Source organism: Blautia segnis (assembly GCF_014287535.1).
Lineage (GTDB): Bacteria > Bacillota > Clostridia > Lachnospirales > Lachnospiraceae > Blautia_A > Blautia_A acetigignens.
In genome coordinates this window covers 19,107-35,952 of sequence record NZ_JACOOT010000022.1, presented here as the reverse complement: position 1 = coordinate 35,952, position 16,846 = coordinate 19,107, and the positions used below count along the sequence as shown (strand labels likewise).

Annotated in this window: 15 protein-coding genes and 1 pseudogene; all 16 read left to right on the top strand. The window is 44.2% G+C overall.

Translation table 11 applies throughout. The features are described 5' to 3' along the window. On the top strand, window positions 1–504 hold a 504-nt coding region (locus H8S54_RS09700), incomplete at its 5' end, for a DUF4368 domain-containing protein (RefSeq protein WP_186901395.1). 90 nt (window positions 505–594) lie between these two features. After that, window positions 595–678: pseudogene (locus tag H8S54_RS09695) on the top strand (Maff2 family mobile element protein); the annotation flags it as partial. Between the two features lie 4 nt (window positions 679–682). Continuing rightward, entirely contained in the window at window positions 683–1,555 is an 873-nt protein-coding gene (locus H8S54_RS09690) for a VirB6/TrbL-like conjugal transfer protein, CD1112 family (protein ID WP_015541262.1), read from the top strand. A 14-nt stretch (window positions 1,556–1,569) separates the two neighbouring features. Next, complete coding sequence (locus tag H8S54_RS09685) at window positions 1,570–1,998, top strand: PrgI family protein (protein WP_055066062.1); 429 nt, start codon at window positions 1,570–1,572, stop codon at window positions 1,996–1,998. A 55-nt stretch (window positions 1,999–2,053) separates the two neighbouring features. Continuing rightward, window positions 2,054–4,435: a VirB4-like conjugal transfer ATPase, CD1110 family gene (locus H8S54_RS09680; RefSeq protein ID WP_207725608.1), complete on the top strand. Its 2,382-nt coding sequence runs from the start codon at window positions 2,054–2,056 to the stop codon at window positions 4,433–4,435. A gap of 27 nt (window positions 4,436–4,462) precedes the next feature. Further along, window positions 4,463–7,303, top strand: a complete 2,841-nt coding sequence (locus H8S54_RS09675; RefSeq protein WP_330600156.1) for a CD1108 family mobile element protein — start codon at window positions 4,463–4,465, stop codon at window positions 7,301–7,303. A gap of 12 nt (window positions 7,304–7,315) precedes the next feature. Beyond that, complete coding sequence (locus H8S54_RS09670; RefSeq protein ID WP_021652602.1) at window positions 7,316–7,564, top strand: DUF4315 family protein; 249 nt, start codon at window positions 7,316–7,318, stop codon at window positions 7,562–7,564. After that, window positions 7,548–9,044, top strand: coding sequence for a CD1107 family mobile element protein (locus H8S54_RS09665; protein ID WP_186901394.1), 1,497 nt, complete (start codon window positions 7,548–7,550; stop codon window positions 9,042–9,044). Before H8S54_RS09670 ends, H8S54_RS09665 begins: the two co-directional genes overlap by 17 nt. A 48-nt stretch (window positions 9,045–9,092) precedes the next feature. Then, on the top strand, window positions 9,093–10,550 hold the full coding sequence (locus H8S54_RS09660) for a DNA topoisomerase (protein WP_186901393.1): 1,458 nt from the start codon (window positions 9,093–9,095) through the stop codon (window positions 10,548–10,550). 16 nt (window positions 10,551–10,566) lie between these two features. Next, complete coding sequence (locus H8S54_RS09655; protein WP_186901392.1) at window positions 10,567–12,441, top strand: recombinase family protein; 1,875 nt, start codon at window positions 10,567–10,569, stop codon at window positions 12,439–12,441. Continuing rightward, window positions 12,438–12,764 (top strand): TnpV protein, encoded by a 327-nt coding sequence (locus tag H8S54_RS09650; protein ID WP_119189542.1) that lies wholly within the window; start codon window positions 12,438–12,440, stop codon window positions 12,762–12,764. The genes H8S54_RS09655 and H8S54_RS09650 overlap by 4 nt, the downstream gene beginning before the upstream one ends. Then, window positions 12,761–13,249 (top strand): hypothetical protein, encoded by a 489-nt coding sequence (locus H8S54_RS19555; RefSeq protein ID WP_330600155.1) that lies wholly within the window; start codon window positions 12,761–12,763, stop codon window positions 13,247–13,249. The genes H8S54_RS09650 and H8S54_RS19555 overlap by 4 nt, the downstream gene beginning before the upstream one ends. Before the next feature lie 83 nt (window positions 13,250–13,332). After that, window positions 13,333–13,893, top strand: a complete 561-nt coding sequence (locus H8S54_RS09640) for an RNA polymerase sigma factor (protein ID WP_097777329.1) — start codon at window positions 13,333–13,335, stop codon at window positions 13,891–13,893. Next, a complete protein-coding gene (locus tag H8S54_RS09635) occupies window positions 13,890–14,708 on the top strand; it encodes a hypothetical protein (RefSeq protein WP_186901400.1) in 819 nt (272 codons plus the stop codon). Before H8S54_RS09640 ends, H8S54_RS09635 begins: the two co-directional genes overlap by 4 nt. Window positions 14,709–14,790: 82 nt before the next feature. Beyond that, on the top strand, window positions 14,791–15,084 hold the full coding sequence (locus H8S54_RS09630; protein ID WP_097777331.1) for a DUF3847 domain-containing protein: 294 nt from the start codon (window positions 14,791–14,793) through the stop codon (window positions 15,082–15,084). 232 nt (window positions 15,085–15,316) lie between these two features. After that, entirely contained in the window at window positions 15,317–16,831 is a 1,515-nt protein-coding gene (gene mobQ / locus H8S54_RS09625; RefSeq protein ID WP_186901396.1) for a MobQ family relaxase, read from the top strand. Window positions 16,832–16,846 lie beyond the last annotated feature (15 nt).

Below are 16,846 nucleotides of genomic sequence, written 5' to 3'. Positions count from 1 at the left end.
CGGAAAATCCGGGAATGTGCCAGAGCCGCCCTGATGGACGGGGAAGCGGTTGCCGACCGCTTGACCAATACCTGTGAAGCCGAGCAGCGGGAACAGCGGGAAGCAATGGAACGCTCCCTTACAAGGGACGAGGAACGGATTGAGGTTCTGGACAAAATGGTAATGCGGCTTTATGAAGATATGATTGCAGGGCGTATCAGTGAGCAGAATTTCAACACCATGCTGGAAAAGACACAGACCGAGCAGACGGAGCTTAAAACCAGAGTGTCCGAAGGCAGGAAGCGGCTGTCCGATGAAGTCCAGCTTGCCAATGACGCAAAACAATGGGTGGAAGCCATTCAGGAATATGCCAACATCACAGAGTTGGACGCAGCCACCCTCAACCGCTTAATCAAAGAAATCGTCGTGCATGAGCGCATCGACGAAGATAAAACAAGACACATTTCTATCGAAATTCATTTTAATCTCAAACCCATCCCGGAGGTGGAACAGGTCACTGCCTGACCTGTCCCGCCGGGACGGTTCTCTTAAAAACACCATATAGATTTTTTGTACGCCGCCGCCCGCCATCGAGCAGAGTTTTACACCTAATTGGGGATAAAGCAGTTGATGGCGGGCGGTGGCATCGTACTGATTGGAATAAACCTGATTCCACAGCTTGCAACTTTGTTTGGATAAATAAATGGGTGGAATAACCGAAAAAATAACAGAGTTCATAAAGGATCTGCTAACAGGTTGGATCACATCAAACCTGGATACCATGTTCACCGATGTAAATACCAAAGTAGAAACGATTGCTGCGGAGGTTGGGAAAACACCCCAAAATTGGAACAGTGGCATTTTTTCCATGATAAAAAATCTGTCGGATAATGTCATTGTCCCCATTGCGGGGATGATTATTACATTTGTACTGTGTTATGAGCTGATTTCCATGATTATGGAAAAAAACAATATGCACGATACGGATACGTTTATGTTTTTCAAATACATTTTTAAGATGTGGGTAGCGGTATATCTGGTTACTCATACTTTTGATATTGCGATGGCAATTTTTGATGTAGCGAATCATGTGGTATCCAATGCTGGTGGTATGATAACCGGTTCCGCATCTATTGATGTTACAGAAGCATTGAAAACGCTTCTTGAAACACAGATTGAAGATATGGGAATCGGAGAATTACTGGGGCTTGGTCTGGAAACGATGCTGGTCAGTTTATGTCTAAAAATCATATCAGTCCTGATTACCGTCATTTTATATGGACGAATGATAGAAATATATCTTTATGTCTCTGTGGCACCTATTCCGTTTTCAACATTTACGAACAGGGAATGGGGAAGTATTGGAAATAATTACGTGAAGGCATTATTAGCGTTGGGATTCCAGGGATTTTTTATGATGGTATGTGTTGCGATTTATGCAGTTCTGGTAAATGCTATTACAGTTGCGGATAATCTTCATACAGCTATCTGGTCAGTTGCAGCATATACAGTTATTTTATGTTTCAGCCTGTTTAAGACCAGTTCCCTGGCAAAATCAATCTTCAATGCACATTAGGAGGAAACAAGAATATGGCATATGTTCCAGTGCCGAAAGATTTTTCAAAAATAAAGACAAAATTAGCACTGAATTTAACTAAAAGACAAATTATATGTTTTTCTCTGGCAGGAATTTGTGGTGTTCCGGTCTATTTGCTGACAAAAGCAGGAATGGGAACAGATGTGGCAGCAACGCTTATGATCATAGTGATGCTGCCATTTTTCTTTTTTGCAATGTATGAAAAGGATGGATTTCCAGCAGAGAAAATATTGCTTCACATTATCCGGCAGAAATTTTTAAGACCTGGAATCAGGGTCTATCGTTCCCAAAACTTATATGACCGGATTATAGAGTACGATAAATTAGAGAAAGAGGGTGCATGGCTTGAGAAAAAGGCAAAAGAAGCCAGGGAAGCGAGAAATCCGTTCCATTTCCTTAAAAAAGCAGACCGAAAAAAATAAGAAACAGAAAACCGGACTTACGAAAGAAGAAAAAAAGCGTCTGAAAGAACTTCGGATGATAAAAGCGGAGAATCAGAAGAAGAGGAAGCCTTTTACAGCGCAGGATACGATTCCATATAAGGAAATATATAAGGATGGTATCTGCAGGACAGATGATAACTATTATTCAAAGATGGTGCAGTTCTACGATATAAATTACCAGTTAGCGCAGAATGATGATAAAGCGGCTATTTTTGAGAACTATTGTGAGTTCCTGAATTCATTTGACAGCTCTGTTGAGGTACAAATTACATTTCTTAATCAACAGGTGAATTTTGATGAGTATGCAAAAAATATTGATATTCCAGAGCAGGATGACTGTTTCAATGATATTCGGAAAGAATATTCGGATATGTTGAAAATGCAGCTTTCCAAAGGAAATAATGGGCTTGTAAAAACAAAATATATTACATTTTCCATTAAGGCGGATAATCTGCGAAATGCAAAATCCAGGCTGGAGAGAATTGAAGCCAGTGTATTGAATAATTTTAAGGTGATGGGAGCCATGGCAGAGCCTTTAAATGGGGTAGAACGTCTGAAAATTCTGCATGATGTGATGAATATGGACACAAAAGAATCTTTCCATTTCCATTATGGGATGGTTGCAAAAACAGGTCTGCAGACAAAAGACTTTATTGCACCTACCGGATTTGATTTTCGCAATGACAGCTATTTTCGGATGGGACAGACTTTTGGATGCGTGTCATATTTACAGATTACATCACCAGAACTTACGGATAAACTGCTGGCAGATCTGCTGGATCTGGAAGAGAATCTTATCATCAATATGCACCTGCGTCCAATTGATCCCAAGGCAGCTATTAAAAGCTTGAAAAGTACGCTGTCAAATATTCAGAAAATGAAAATTGAAGAACAGAAGAAAGCGGTCAGAAGCGGATATGATATGGGTATTATTCCAACGGACATTTCTACATACGGAGAGGATGTGGAGGGATTGCTCAATGAAATCCAGTCCAGGAATGAGAAACTTTTTGAACTTACTTTTTTGCTGATGAATACAGCGGACAATAAGAGAAAACTGGACAATATTGTGTATCAGACTGCAGGAATCGCCCAGAAATATAATTGCAATATGCGGAGACTTCAATATCAGCAGGAACAGGGACTTGTGGCATCACTACCACTGGGAATGAACCAGACTGGAATACAGAGAATTATGACTACGACTTCTACAGCAATCTTTGTTCCGTTTACCACACAGGAACTTTTCCAAGGCGGTGAAGCTCTTTACTATGGCTTAAATGCACTGTCAAACAATCTCATTATGGTGGATCGGAAACGATTGAAAACACCTAACGGCCTGATTTTGGGTACTCCTGGTTCCGGTAAGAGTTTTGCAACGAAAAGAGAAATTCTCAATGTTTTCCTGATTACAGACGATGACATTATTATCTGTGACCCGGAGGGAGAATATTTTCCGCTGGTAAATGCCTTAAATGGTGAAGTTATTAAAATCAGTGCAAAAAGTAATGATTACATCAATCCTATGGAAGTGAACCTGGATGTTATTTATCATCCGGAGAAATACAGGATTAATGGCGATGTGGAGGATATTGATACCATTATTGCTGATAAAGCAGAGTTTATCACATCTTTCTGCGAGGTCATTATGAAGAAACCTCAAAATGCAGAATTAAATGGTGATGAGGTTTCCATGATTGACCTGTGTGTAAAAGACATTTATAAAAAATATCTTTACAATGATCCAAAACCGGAAAATATGCCGACTTTGCAGGATTTCTATGAACGTCTGAACTTTTATGCACCAGATAAACCAGCAGCACAGAACATTGCCAACAGTCTGCAGTTGTATGTAACAGGATCGCAGAATGTATTTAACCATCGAAGTAATGTCGATACGCAGAACAGAGTGGTATGCTTTGATATCCGGGAACTTGGAACCACACTACGAAAAGCAGGGATGTTGATTGTCCAGCATATGGTTTGGACAAGAGTATCACAGAACCGCAGTTGCAGGAAATCAACCCGTTATTATGTGGATGAATTTCACCTTTTGCTGAACCAGCCACAGACTGCTAATTATTCTATTGAAATGTGGAAGAGATTTCGTAAGTGGGGTGGAATCATTACAGGAATCAGTCAGAATGTAACAGATTTTCTTGGCTCTCTGGCAGTAGAAAGTATTGTGGGAAACAGTGATTTTATCCTGATGTTAAATCAGCACAGCGGGGATCAGAAGATCCTTGCGGAGAAATTGAATATTTCCAAGCATCAGATTTCTTTTGTAAATAACAGTAATGCAGGAGAAGGGCTGCTTTTTTACGGAAATGTAATCATACCTTTTGCAGACAGATATCCGCAGGATACCAGAACCTATGCTTTGATGAGTACTAAACCGGATGAGATTCAGACTTAACGGACAAAAAAGCAGAGGTGAGGTACATTGGGAAAACAAAAATATACGGCGAAAGAGAAGAAAGTCAGCCGTATGACCAGAAATGGTCTGGTTGAGGAAAATCTTGCAACAAAGGAGACCAGAAAAGTTACAAACAGCGATCAGGAGTTGCCTTATAAACAGAAGGATGTAGAACAGGCATTTATTACTTCTGAAAAGAAGAAAAACTCTCATAAAAAAGCTGAAAAGAAACAATTTTCCGAAAAAGTTCAGGAGGGAAATCCTGCCAAAAAAGAAGAGGCTGCAAACAGTCCTCCGGGAAAACGAAAAACACAGGGACGGTACAGATACCGGGACAAGCCTGCAGGTGTATCTGTGGATTCAGCGGTAGAAATACGTGAGCGCAAAGAAAAACACAGGAGCCAGTATCAGCGACAGAAAAAGAAACAGCAGAGACTGCAGTTTGGAAAACTGGAGACAGATGGAAGTCTGAAGAAAGAAAAGAAAACTTCGGCTGAAACAGATGGAGAACATTTTCAGGCAGAGAAGAATGATGTTTCTACAAACCGAAAAAAAGGAAAGCAGAAATATAGCCGAAAAACAATAAAAACTTATCAGGAAGTGGATAAGGCTGCAAGAAAACAGGAAGCTGAGAGGCAGAACAAAATTCCGAAAGATTCTGTTTATACCAAGAAAACAAATGAGGAACAGAAAGCAAAGGTAAAGTACCATTTATATTTCGACAAAAAAACAGGGAAAACGGATGGTAAAAAGAAAACCTTGTCTTCTGTTCCAAAGAAAGCATTAAAAAATGCAGTATATCAGAAAGCAGGCGAAGACGAAGAGGAAAACAGTGCTGTAGATGCAGCACATAAGCTGGTGCGTTCAGGTGAGTGGATATTACAGGAACATAGCAGTAGAAATATCCGGAAGAACCGCAGTCAGATACATAAAGAAAACCGTTTAGAGAAAAGAGCCTGGAAGAGTGCATCCAGGTATCAATATCAGAAATATCTGGAAGAACATCCAGAGATGCAGAAAAAGCTGATCAGAAAATTAATACAGAAGCAGAGGATTAAGCGAGAGTATCAGATGGCATACCGGGCTGGGAAGATTGCAAAAGAAACAAAAGACACCTCAATCCGGTCAGTAAATCTTGCTACTAAAATTGCAAGAAAGGCACAGGAAGTATTTGTAAGAAATGTAACTACTCTGATCTCAATGGGGTTGTTATTGATTTTGCTTCTTTCCGTAATGACAGGATTTGCTTCCTGTTCGGCTATGTTTTCTAATGGAATTTCTACGGTAATCGCTTCCAGTTACATTGCGGATCCGGACGAAATTGAAAAAGCAGAGTTGTATTATACGCAGTTGGAAGCCAGTCTTCAACAGAAAATAAACCAGATGGAAGCCCGGTATCCAGGAAAAGATGAATACAGATATAACATTGGTGAAATCGGCCATGATCCTCATACATTGATCAGTTATCTGACTGCCAGTTATGGGGATTTTAAGTTTGATGAGATAAAAGGAGAACTGGAAACAATTTTTTCTTTACAGTACGGAATCACCGTAGAGGAAAAAAGTGAAACCCGGCAGGAAACATCTACAATACAGGTAGGGCAGTCATTGGGAAATGTTGTGACCAGTGGATACTGTAATTGTCCCATCTGCTGTGGCGTGTGGAGTGGAGGACCTACTGCTTCAGGGGCAATGCCACAGGCTAATCATACGCTTGCGGTTGATGCTGCAAACCCATTTCTTCCAATGGGGACGAAAGTAGTGATGAATGGGATTGAGTACACCGTAGAAGATACTGGAAACTTTGCCCAGTATGGTGTCCAGTTTGATGTTTATTATGATAATCACGCAGTAGCTGAGGCACATGGTCATCAGACCTGGGAATGTTTTCTGGCAGAGGGTAATCAGAACTCTGTGGAAGTTACCCGTACAGTAACTGCAGATGTACTGAATGTTTCTGTTCAGGCAAAACCGCTTAGAAGTGTTATTCTGTCCAGAATGGAAGGGGATGAGCAGGAAATTTATGAAGAGGTCTATTCCAACAGAGGAAATTTACAGACATATAAAACTCCGGTTGAGTTAAACTGGTATGCCTATATCAGTACCTATTATGGGTATTCTGTAAACAATGGAACCGGGCAGACACAACTTCACAGAGGTGTGACGATTAATGTACGACAGGGAACAGAAGTGAAGTCAGCGATGAATGGTTTTGTTGTAGATGTAGGATATAGCGGAACTTTTGGAAATTATGTAGTTACGCAGGATAAAAAAGGTGTGCAGATTAAATACGCTTATCTGCAGAGCATTTCGGTAGCAAATGGTCAGGAAGTAACAACAGATACTGTAATTGGTACAACGGGAAGTACAGGAAGTGCAACCGGAAGCCAGTTATATTTGGAACTGGTCAAAGATGGGGAATATTATAATCCTGTTTTTTATATCAGTACCGGAGATAGCGGGCTGTATGGTGGAGGCGGCAGTTATGATGATGAGACTGTGCGGAGATTATTTGCGGAAGCAGACAAATATCTTGGTATGCCGTATGTATGGGGCGGTTCCAGCCCGGAGACTTCTTTTGACTGTTCTGGTTTTGTAAGCTATGTGTTTACCAATTCGGGTGTCTGCAATATGGGAAGACTTACTGCACAGGGAATTTATGACATTTGTATGCCTGTATCACCAGAAGAAGCAAGGCCAGGAGATATTATCTTTTTCACTGGGACGTATGATGCGGGAGAGCCGGTTACCCACGTAGGAATTTATGCCGGAGATGGACAGATGATCCATTGTGGAAATCCAATTCAGTATACGTCCATTAATTCTGTATACTGGCAGTCTCATTTTTATGCTTTTGGCAGGCCATAAGGAGGGGCGTATTTGAACATTGAACGAATAAAAGAAGAACTTGCAAGAACCTACGTTAAGATTGAAAAGCTACAGAAAAAAGCAAGGGATCTGGAAGAACAGAAGAAACAGGCAGAGGATATGGAGTATCTGAAAATTATCCGAAGCAATGGAGTTTCCGCAGAGGAGCTTCAGTTGATGATTGATATCAGCAAGGAGGAACAAAAAAAGATATTGGAAACCAGAGAAAAGGAGCAGACAGAAAATGAAGAAATTTCATAAAAGAGCAGCTGTATTTTTAACCGCAGCTACGTTAGCAGGACTTCCGGCAGGAGCTTTCTTTTATAGTTCGCCCGGAAGTCTGACTGTATGGGCAGATAATGTAGAAGTGGAATCATCAGAAGAAAGCAGCCCGGAAGATGTTGATTTTTCAGATGAATCAGAAGCTGAAATTCTTGCAGATCCAGTGGAACAGGCACAGGAAGATGCAGGAAATGATGTGACGGAAACACCGGAAGTAGGGATTACCTTTACAGAACCCGAAGGCTGGCAGACAGATACGGCAACCGTAAAAATTCAAGTGGAAGATACAAAGAATACAGGTGCTTTTTCTATTGCAAAAGTAGAAGCAAGACTTTCAGAAAATGGAGGATGGTCAGACATAACCGGAAATATGGAAGTATCCATCTCTTCTAATTGTAGTATTTATGTGAGAGTTACCGATCAGAATGGAAATACTTATGAGCAGAATCGTTACATAGAGTGTTTTGATAAAACCAAACCAACTATTATTGCGGCTGCGAAGAATGGGATACTGATCGTGCAGGGAGTTGATGCGGAATCGGGAATTGCTGCTTTGTATGTCAATGGAAATGAATTCACAGAACTGACGAATAATACATTAAATGTCTGTTTGCAAAAAGCGGATACTTCCTATGAATACTTTACCCTGCAGGCAAAAGACAAAGCAGGAAATATGTCAGAGATCTATAAAGTAGGAAACCCTTATTATGAAAATCCAGATGCAGTAAAAGAGAATACAGAGGTTTCCGGAACGGAGCAGAATGCAGCTTCTTTGCCAGCCGATGGAACTGCAAGTAAGCCCACCAGTGCTACGGCAACCGTAACGGAACATCAGACAACGAACGAGACTGCTACTGCACCAACAGAACCAGAAAACACAGGAAATGAAACGGATACAGAAGCAGATACCGGACGGGTGCAGGGAGAAAGTTCTGCTTCCGGCATGACAACAGGAACAGTTCAGGACAAAGGGGGAAAGGAATTTTATACGATCAAGACAAAAAGTGATAAGGTTTTTTATCTGATTGTAGATAAGGATAAAACGGATGAAAATGTTTATCTTCTTACAGAGGTAGGCGAAAATGATCTTTTGAACTTTACGGATACCAACATGGTCACACTTCCACAGAACCAGGCTATTGCAGAATCCGCACTGCCACTTGAAACAGAGAAGATCACAGAGATACCGGAACCAGAAGTTACGATCATACCGGAAGAAAAGGAAGAACCTGAGAAGAAAAGCAATAATTCCGGCACGATTTTATTAATGCTGCTGGTTCTGGCAGGAGTTTGTGGTGCTTACTATTATTGGAAATTTATGAAAGGAAGAAATACTTCTTTTGATTATGAAGAGGACGAGGACGACGATGAGGAGGAAGATACAATTCGTGAGGATGATGAAGAATTAGAAGAATATGAAATGGAAGGTGAAGTAGAAGACGAAGAATCAGAGAAATAACTTTGTTTCACTTAATTACAGCGACAGGTGCAGAAAGGAGATAGAAAATTGCAGCTTGTAATTGCGGAAAAACCCAGCGTAGCCAGAAACATTGCGAAGGTGCTTCATGCCACAAACGTAAAAGATGGCTATCTGGAAGGAAAAGAGTATCTGGTTTCCTGGTGTATTGGGCATTTGATTGAACTGGCCAGAGCAGATCAGTACCGGGATGACTGGAAAGCATGGAAATATGAAACACTTCCCATGATTCCGGAGAATTGGAAATATCAGATTAAAGAAAGTACCAAAGGGCAGTTTCGGGTTTTAAAGGAACTGCTTCACAGAGCAGATATCACAGAAGTTATATGTGCAACAGATGCAGGAAGAGAAGGGGAGTTGATTTTCCGTCTGGTATATAACCAGGCAGAATGTAAACTTCCCTTTAAAAGACTGTGGATTTCTTCCATGGAGGAAAAAGCAATTCTGGAAGGATTTCAGCAGCTGAAAGATGGACATGAATATGATGATCTTTATTATTCTGCAGTGGCGCGAAGTGAAGCAGACTGGCTGGTAGGAATTAATGCCACCAGACTGTTTACGGTACTGTATCACCATCGGTTGATTGTAGGTCGGGTGCAGACACCTACACTTGCAATGCTGGTGGAACGGGAAAAGAGCATCGAGAACTTCCAGAAAGAGAAGTATTATCTGGTTCATCTTCTGATGGATGGATTGGATGCTGTAAGCAACCGGATAAAAGAGAAAAGTGCTGCCGTTCAGATGGTGGAGGATATGAAGGATGAAACTGCACAGATTCTTTCAGTAAAGAAAGAGAAGAAAAAGGTACAGCCGCCGAAATTATATGATCTGCTCACATTACAGAGGGAAGCAAATCGTCTTCTTGGATTTACGGCACAGCAAACCTTGGACTATACCCAAAGCCTTTATGAGAAGAAACTGGTGACGTATCCAAGGACGGATAGCCAATATCTTACAGATGATATGGAAGAAAATGCTCTTCTGGTTGTCGGGGCAGTAAATAGTATGTTTCCTGAAATGTCAATAAAGGGTTCAGAACCAGATATAAAGAGACTTTTGAACAGTAAAAAGGTATCAGATCATCATGCAATTATACCAACGGTAGAAATTACAAACATGGATTTAAAAGCACTTCCGGGTGGAGAAAAGGAAATTCTCATGCTGATTGCATCAAAGTTATTATGTGCATCGGAACAGGAATACATATATGAGAGTATTAAGACTGAAATTTCCTGTCATGGAGAACTGTTTACTGCATCTGGAAAGAATGTTCTCCAATATGGATGGAAAGAAGTGGAAGAACGGTTCTTTAAATCATATGGGAAAAATGCAGAAAAGCCAGAAGAGGAGGAAAGTGATTTTCCAGATATAAAAATAGGACAGGTATTTGAATGTGTTGTTGTAAAATTTAGTGAACATTTTACAGCACCGCCGAAGCATTATACGGATGTTATATGCTATGAAAGGGGGATAAGAAATCGCCCATAGAAAGGAGAATTGACCCATGAAAACAAAGCAAACAGGAAGCGGAAAAATCACAGCCCTTTATGAGAGGTTGAGCCGCGACGACGAACTGACAGGCGACAGCAATTCGATTATCAATCAAAAGAAGCTGCTTGAAGATTATGCAAAATCGCATGGCTTTACTAACTGCGCCCACTTTACCGACGATGGGTGGTCTGGGGCTAATTTTGACCGTCCGAATTGGAAGCGCATGATTGAAAGCATTGAAAGCGGCGAGGTTTCCCATGTCCTTGTAAAAGATTTAAGTCGCGTCGGTAGGGATTACTTGCAAGTGGGATTTTATACCGAAGTGATGTTCAGAGAAAACGGCGTGCGCTTTATCGCCATTGCCAACGGTGTAGACAGCGACAAACGGGAAAGCAGCGAGTTTGCGCCGTTTTTGAACATTATGAACGAGTGGTATGTTCGTGACTCCAGCCGCAAAATCACAACTGTTTTACGGGCAAAGGGAATGTCCGGCGCACATTTGACAAACCATTGCATATACGGCTACAAGAAAGACCCGAATGATAAAAACCATTGGATTATTGACGAGGAAGCCGCCGAGGTAGTACGCCGGATTTACCGAATGGCGATAGAGGGCAAAGGCCCGTATGAAACCGCCCGTATTCTTGCGTTGGAAAAGATAGAAAGACCGTCATACTATCTTGCACAGCGCGGCATGGGAAATCACAAGTCAAACTACAATTCAACCGAGCCTTACGCATGGCGCGGCAATACAATTTCCGATATTCTGTCAAAGCCGGAATACATGGGGCATACAGTAAACTTTCGGACTTACAAGGAAAGCTACAAGAACAAACGCTCCAAAGCGACACCCAAAGAGGATTTAGTTATCTTCGAGGACACACAGGAAGCCATCATTGACAAAGAGACATGGGAGCGCGTACAGTCATTGAGAAAAACAATCCGCAGAACTGACACCATCGGAGAAGCCAACCCCTTAACCGGCTTAATGTTTTGTGCCGATTGTGGGGCGAAGATGTATAACCATCGAGGGAAAGCGGGAAAGGCGCGGGATTGGGCGGGGCGACCAAACGGGAAAAGGCGTCCAGACCGCGACGAATACAACTGCTCCCGATACGATTTAGGAAATCAGCGATATGACACCTACTGCACCACCCACCTTATCCGCACCGTTGTTGTAAATGAACTGCTACTTGAAGCGATAAAGGAAGTATGCAACTATGCGCAGAACAATGAAGCCGCCTTTATTGAACAAGTCTGCTCCGCTTCCGGGGAACGGCAGAAAAAGGCTATCAAGACCATACGGCAGAGGAAACAGCGCAGCGAGAAACGCGCCGATGAATTGAGCCGCTTGATACGAAAGCTCTATGAGGATAATGTCAATGGGAAACTTTCTGATAAGCTCTTTGAGCAAATGCTACACGATTTTGAACTTGAATTGGACGGGCTGAACACAAGCATTACCCAAGACCAACAGGAGCTTGACCGTATCAGCAGCGAGAGCGTCAATGCGGAAAAGTTTATCGCTCTTGTGAAGCGGTACACAGATTTTTCCGAGCTTACCCCCGCCATGATAAATGAGTTTATTGAAAAAATCCTTGTCCACCAAGCGGAGGGCAAAGGGGCAAGCCGCACACAGGAAATTGAGATTTTCTTTAACTTCGTGGGCAAGGTGGAAATCCCACACGAGGAAGTGGAACTGACGGAGGAAGAAATCGCCGCGATAGCCGAACAGGAACGCCGACGGGCAAAGAAAGCCGAGTACAACCGCCGCTATATGCAGAAAAAACGCAAACAATGGAAAGAGCAGCAAGAACAGGCACAGGAGCCGCAAGAGCCTATCGAGCTTCCTCTTGTGCAGGACGAGAAAGGAGCATTGAGCGCATGAGAAGATTGATTGACAACGGCGACGCACCCGCCAAGAAAAAGCCCCCTATCGGGCATTACGGACACTTGCGGAAAGCCTACCTTGAGGGCTACCGCCCCGACCTCTACACCGCCCTTGTCGCAAGCGAAACCCTCTATGAGCATTGCGCCGAGATTGAAGCCGCCGTCCGTCGCCGCCTTGACCTCATTATCCCGCAGCTTGCCGAGGGTGCGGGCGCAACCGAGGAACTGAAAGCCGCAGACCCCATGCAATGGGTGGGGCTGATGAACACCTGCAAGGCGCAAGCGGAAGAAATCGTCAAGTTTGAGCTTATCTATGTATGAGCGTCAAGAGCCGGAAAAATCCCATATTTCACGATAGAAACGCTCTGGACGAGGAATGTATCGCCGGAGCGTTTTCTATTGGAAAATCGCCGTTTTTCCCAAGCCAAGAGCCGGGAAAAACACCCGAAAAATGCCCCTATTGCGTAACAGGGGCGCAGAAAGGAGAGTTTATGAGAACAGGGCTTACGAAGCAGGAAAAGACCACCGATATTTGGTTTGACGAGAAAGACCCGTTAATCCATATCCGCACCCGCAACACCGACTTAAAGAACAGGCTGACCGCATACAGCCGCCGCTACCCGGCGATCTGCAAGCTGACCGACGAGGACGCAGAAACAGGCTGCATGGAGTTTGAAATCCGCAAGGGGCGTTTCTCTTTCCGTCTGACCGCCCCATACAGCGAGGAACGGCGCAGGGCGACAAGCGAAGCGGCGAAAAAACACTCTGGCAATTTGACACACACTATTCAAAAAGATGTGGTATAATTTTTTGAAAAAGTTTGAGATTTGATGTAGTATTCGCCGCTGAAACCGTAGTATATAGGTGAAGCCGGAAAGGAGGCGGTGTGATGATAGAAGATGAAAAAATCATTGAAATGTTTTTTGGGCGTTCAGAACAGGGCATACGGGAGCTGGATATAAAATACGGTAAAGTTTGCCACAAGTTATCGTATAACATTGTAAACAGCAGACAGGACGCGGAGGAGTGCGTCAATGACGCTTACTTAGGGGCGTGGAACGCAATCCCCCCGGCGAAGCCAAACCCGCTTTTGGCCTATATCTGTAAAATCGTTCGGAACATTTCACTGAAAATCTATTACAGAAAGGAAGCAGCCAAACGCAGCAGCACTTACACGATTGCTATGGAGGAAATCGAAGCCTGTATAGCAGACCCGAACACAGTGGAAGCCGAGATTGAAGCCAGAGAGTTGGCCCGTATCATTGAAAGTTTTCTGGACACGCTGACCGTTGAAAACCGCGTTATCTTCATGCGCCGCTATTGGTTTTCCGATAGCTGTAAGGACATAGCCGAGTTTGTAGGGCTTTCGGAGAAAAATATCTCCGTCCGGCTGACCCGTATCCGTCAGAAAATGAAAAGCTATTTAGCAGAAAGAGAGGTATTCGTATGAACTCAAAGAAGTTTTCCGAAGCCATGAGCGAACTTGACAGCAAGTATGTTGATGAAGCTGTCAACTACAAGAAGAAAGCAAAGAAGCCCATCTGGGCTAAATGGGGAGCTATTGCAGCTTGTTTTGTAGCTGTAACCGTCTTAGGCGTGGGATTGTTTCAAAGTGGATTATTCGGCAGTCATACCGATATAGCCACATTGAATAACGGGGAAAAAATTGTTTTTGTGAAGTCTGATAATGCGGGCGGCTCTTTGGCTTTAGATGTAGATATAACTACAAAGCCACTTACAGGAGATGAAACCTTAGCTTTATTTTCGGATTTACCTATTACAGCCAATGCAATTTTTCTAAATAGCGATATAGACGCAGGTGGTTCACAAGAACTGATTGGATTTGAGGGGCAAGCCGGAAATGTGAAAATAATCATTTCAACATCAGATGTGCAGTTGCTTGATACTGTAATTGTTGGAACGGAGAAAGTCTCTGAAATCAACGGTATAAACATAGTCGCAGGATATTTTGTAACAGACCCGAACAGCCGAGGCGAGCAAAATGCTATTTACTATGCAACCTTTGAGATTGGCGATTGCGAAGTATATCTGGAAAATGGCGGCATGAAAGATGATAGCGAAACAATAAAAAATCAGTTGGCAGAAGTTATCCAGAAGCTGACAGAAAACGGGAATTTTGACTTAACTTCTTTTAGTGACGAAACAGGTATGAACCTTGACGGAAACCCAGACGGATATGACCCGCTTCCTAACAGCCAGACTTCTGATGAAGAAGTATCAGAACAAGACCCCGCCGCAAACTGAATAATCTATCTTCATATCGAAAGGGCAGCCGAGAAATCGACTGCCCTTTTCCATGCCTACGGGCAGAAAGGAGCGACCACCCATGACGAAACCAAGAGAGAAAACCCGCGAGGAACTGACCGCCGAGATTGAGGACGGGAAGAAGAAAATCCGGCAATATGAGAACCGGGAAAAGATGTTGCGGCAGAAGCTATCCAAAGAGGAGCGCCGGACACGCAGCCACCGCCTTATCGTCCGGGGCGCGGTCTTTGAAAGCATTGTGCCGGAAGCAAAAGACATGACCGACGAGGAAGCCGCTGCACTTCTCCGGCTTGCCTTGACGAGCCAGCCAGCGCGGGAGTTTTTGCGAAAACGAGCCGGGAACGCCACAAGCTGAAAATCCCTTTGGAACAAAGGGCGCACTTATACACCCTTGCGGGCGTGTGCGCTCTGCCGAGGGCTTATCTTCGCACAGGGATTTTACCCCGCGCTACGATTGGCGGCTTTGCCGCAACAAGGGGCTGCACCCCTTGCGCCGCTTCGCGGCTATCCCTGCACACCCACAAAAACAGTACACCCGCCTTTGGCGTCTGTACCATTTTTGCGGGTTTTATTATCCTATCCGGGAGGTGATACCCATAGCCATTTACCATTGGAACATCGGTATTGTGAGCCGAGGAAAAGGCAAATCAGCCGTTGCCGCAGCCGCCTACCGAAGCGGCGAAAAGCTGACAAACGAGTGGGACGGAATGACCCACGACTACACCCGCAAAGGCGGCGTTGTCCATACAGAAATCATGCTGCCGCCCCATGCCCCGCCCTCTTTCTCTGACCGTTCAACCTTGTGGAACAGCGTGGAGCTTTACGAGAAAGCCGGGAACGCCCAGCTTGCCAGAGAGATTGACGCGGCACTCCCCATAGAATTATCCAGAGAGGAACAGATCCGGCTTGTCCGGGAATACTGTTCCTCTCAATTTGTTTCCAGAGGAATGTGTGTGGATTTTGTTATCCACGACACCAACAGCGGCAACCCCCATTGTCATATTATGCTTACCATGCGCCCCCTTGACGAGCGCGGCGCGTGGGCGGCAAAGGCCAAAAAGGAATATGACCTTGATGAAAACGGTGAGCGTATCCGCTTGCCAAGCGGCAGATATAAGACGCACAAGGTTGACCTCACGGGCTGGAACAGCCAAGAGAATGCGCTTGTTTGGCGCAAGGCATGGGCTGATATTTCAAACGACTATCTTGAGCGTGCCGGAAGCCCGGAGCGTATCGACCACCGCAGCAACGCCGAGCGCGGCATAGACGAGATACCCACCGTCCACATGGGCGTGGCGGCTTGCCAGATGGAGAAGAAAGGTATCGCCACCGAGAAAGGCGAACTGAACCGAAATATCCAAAAGGCAAACCGCCTTATCCGGGAAATCCGGGCGCAGATTGGAAAGCTCAAAGAATGGATTGCCGACCTGTTCAAAGCGCGGGAAACCGCCCCGGAGCAATCGCCGCAATCTCCCAACCTTGCAAATCTGCTGATGAAGTATTTGAGCGTTCAGAGAGAAAAGAGCCGGAAGTATTCGCAGCGTTGGCAACAGCAGCACACAGCCGATGAACTGAAAACCATAGCGGCAGCGGTCAACTATCTCTCCGAGCATGGCATCTCTAATCTTGACGAGCTGGACGCTTCCCTTTCCTCTGTCAGTGATGAAGCCTTTTCTATCCGGGAGGGAATGAAAGCCGCCGAGCAGCGCATGAAAGAGCTGCAAAAACTAATTGAATACGGGAAGAACTACACAGAGTACAAGCCCATTCACGATGAGCTGAAAAAGCTGCAAAACGGCTGGACAAACAAGCGCGACAAGTACGAGGAAGCCCACCGCGCCGAGCTGACCCTATGGAACGCAGCAAGCCGCTATCTCCATGCAAATCTGCCGAAAGGAACAAAGACCTTGCCTATTGCGGAATGGGAACAGGAATATGCTGACCTCAAAACACAGAGGGACAGCGATTATACCAAACTGAAAGATACCCGCGCCGAGGTTGCCGAGCTTCAAAAAATCCGCAGGTGCGTGGATATTGCACTCCGCGCCGACCAGCCGGAGCAGACGCAGATCCGCACCAAGCGGCAGGAACAGGAGCGATAAAGGAAAGGACGGGCA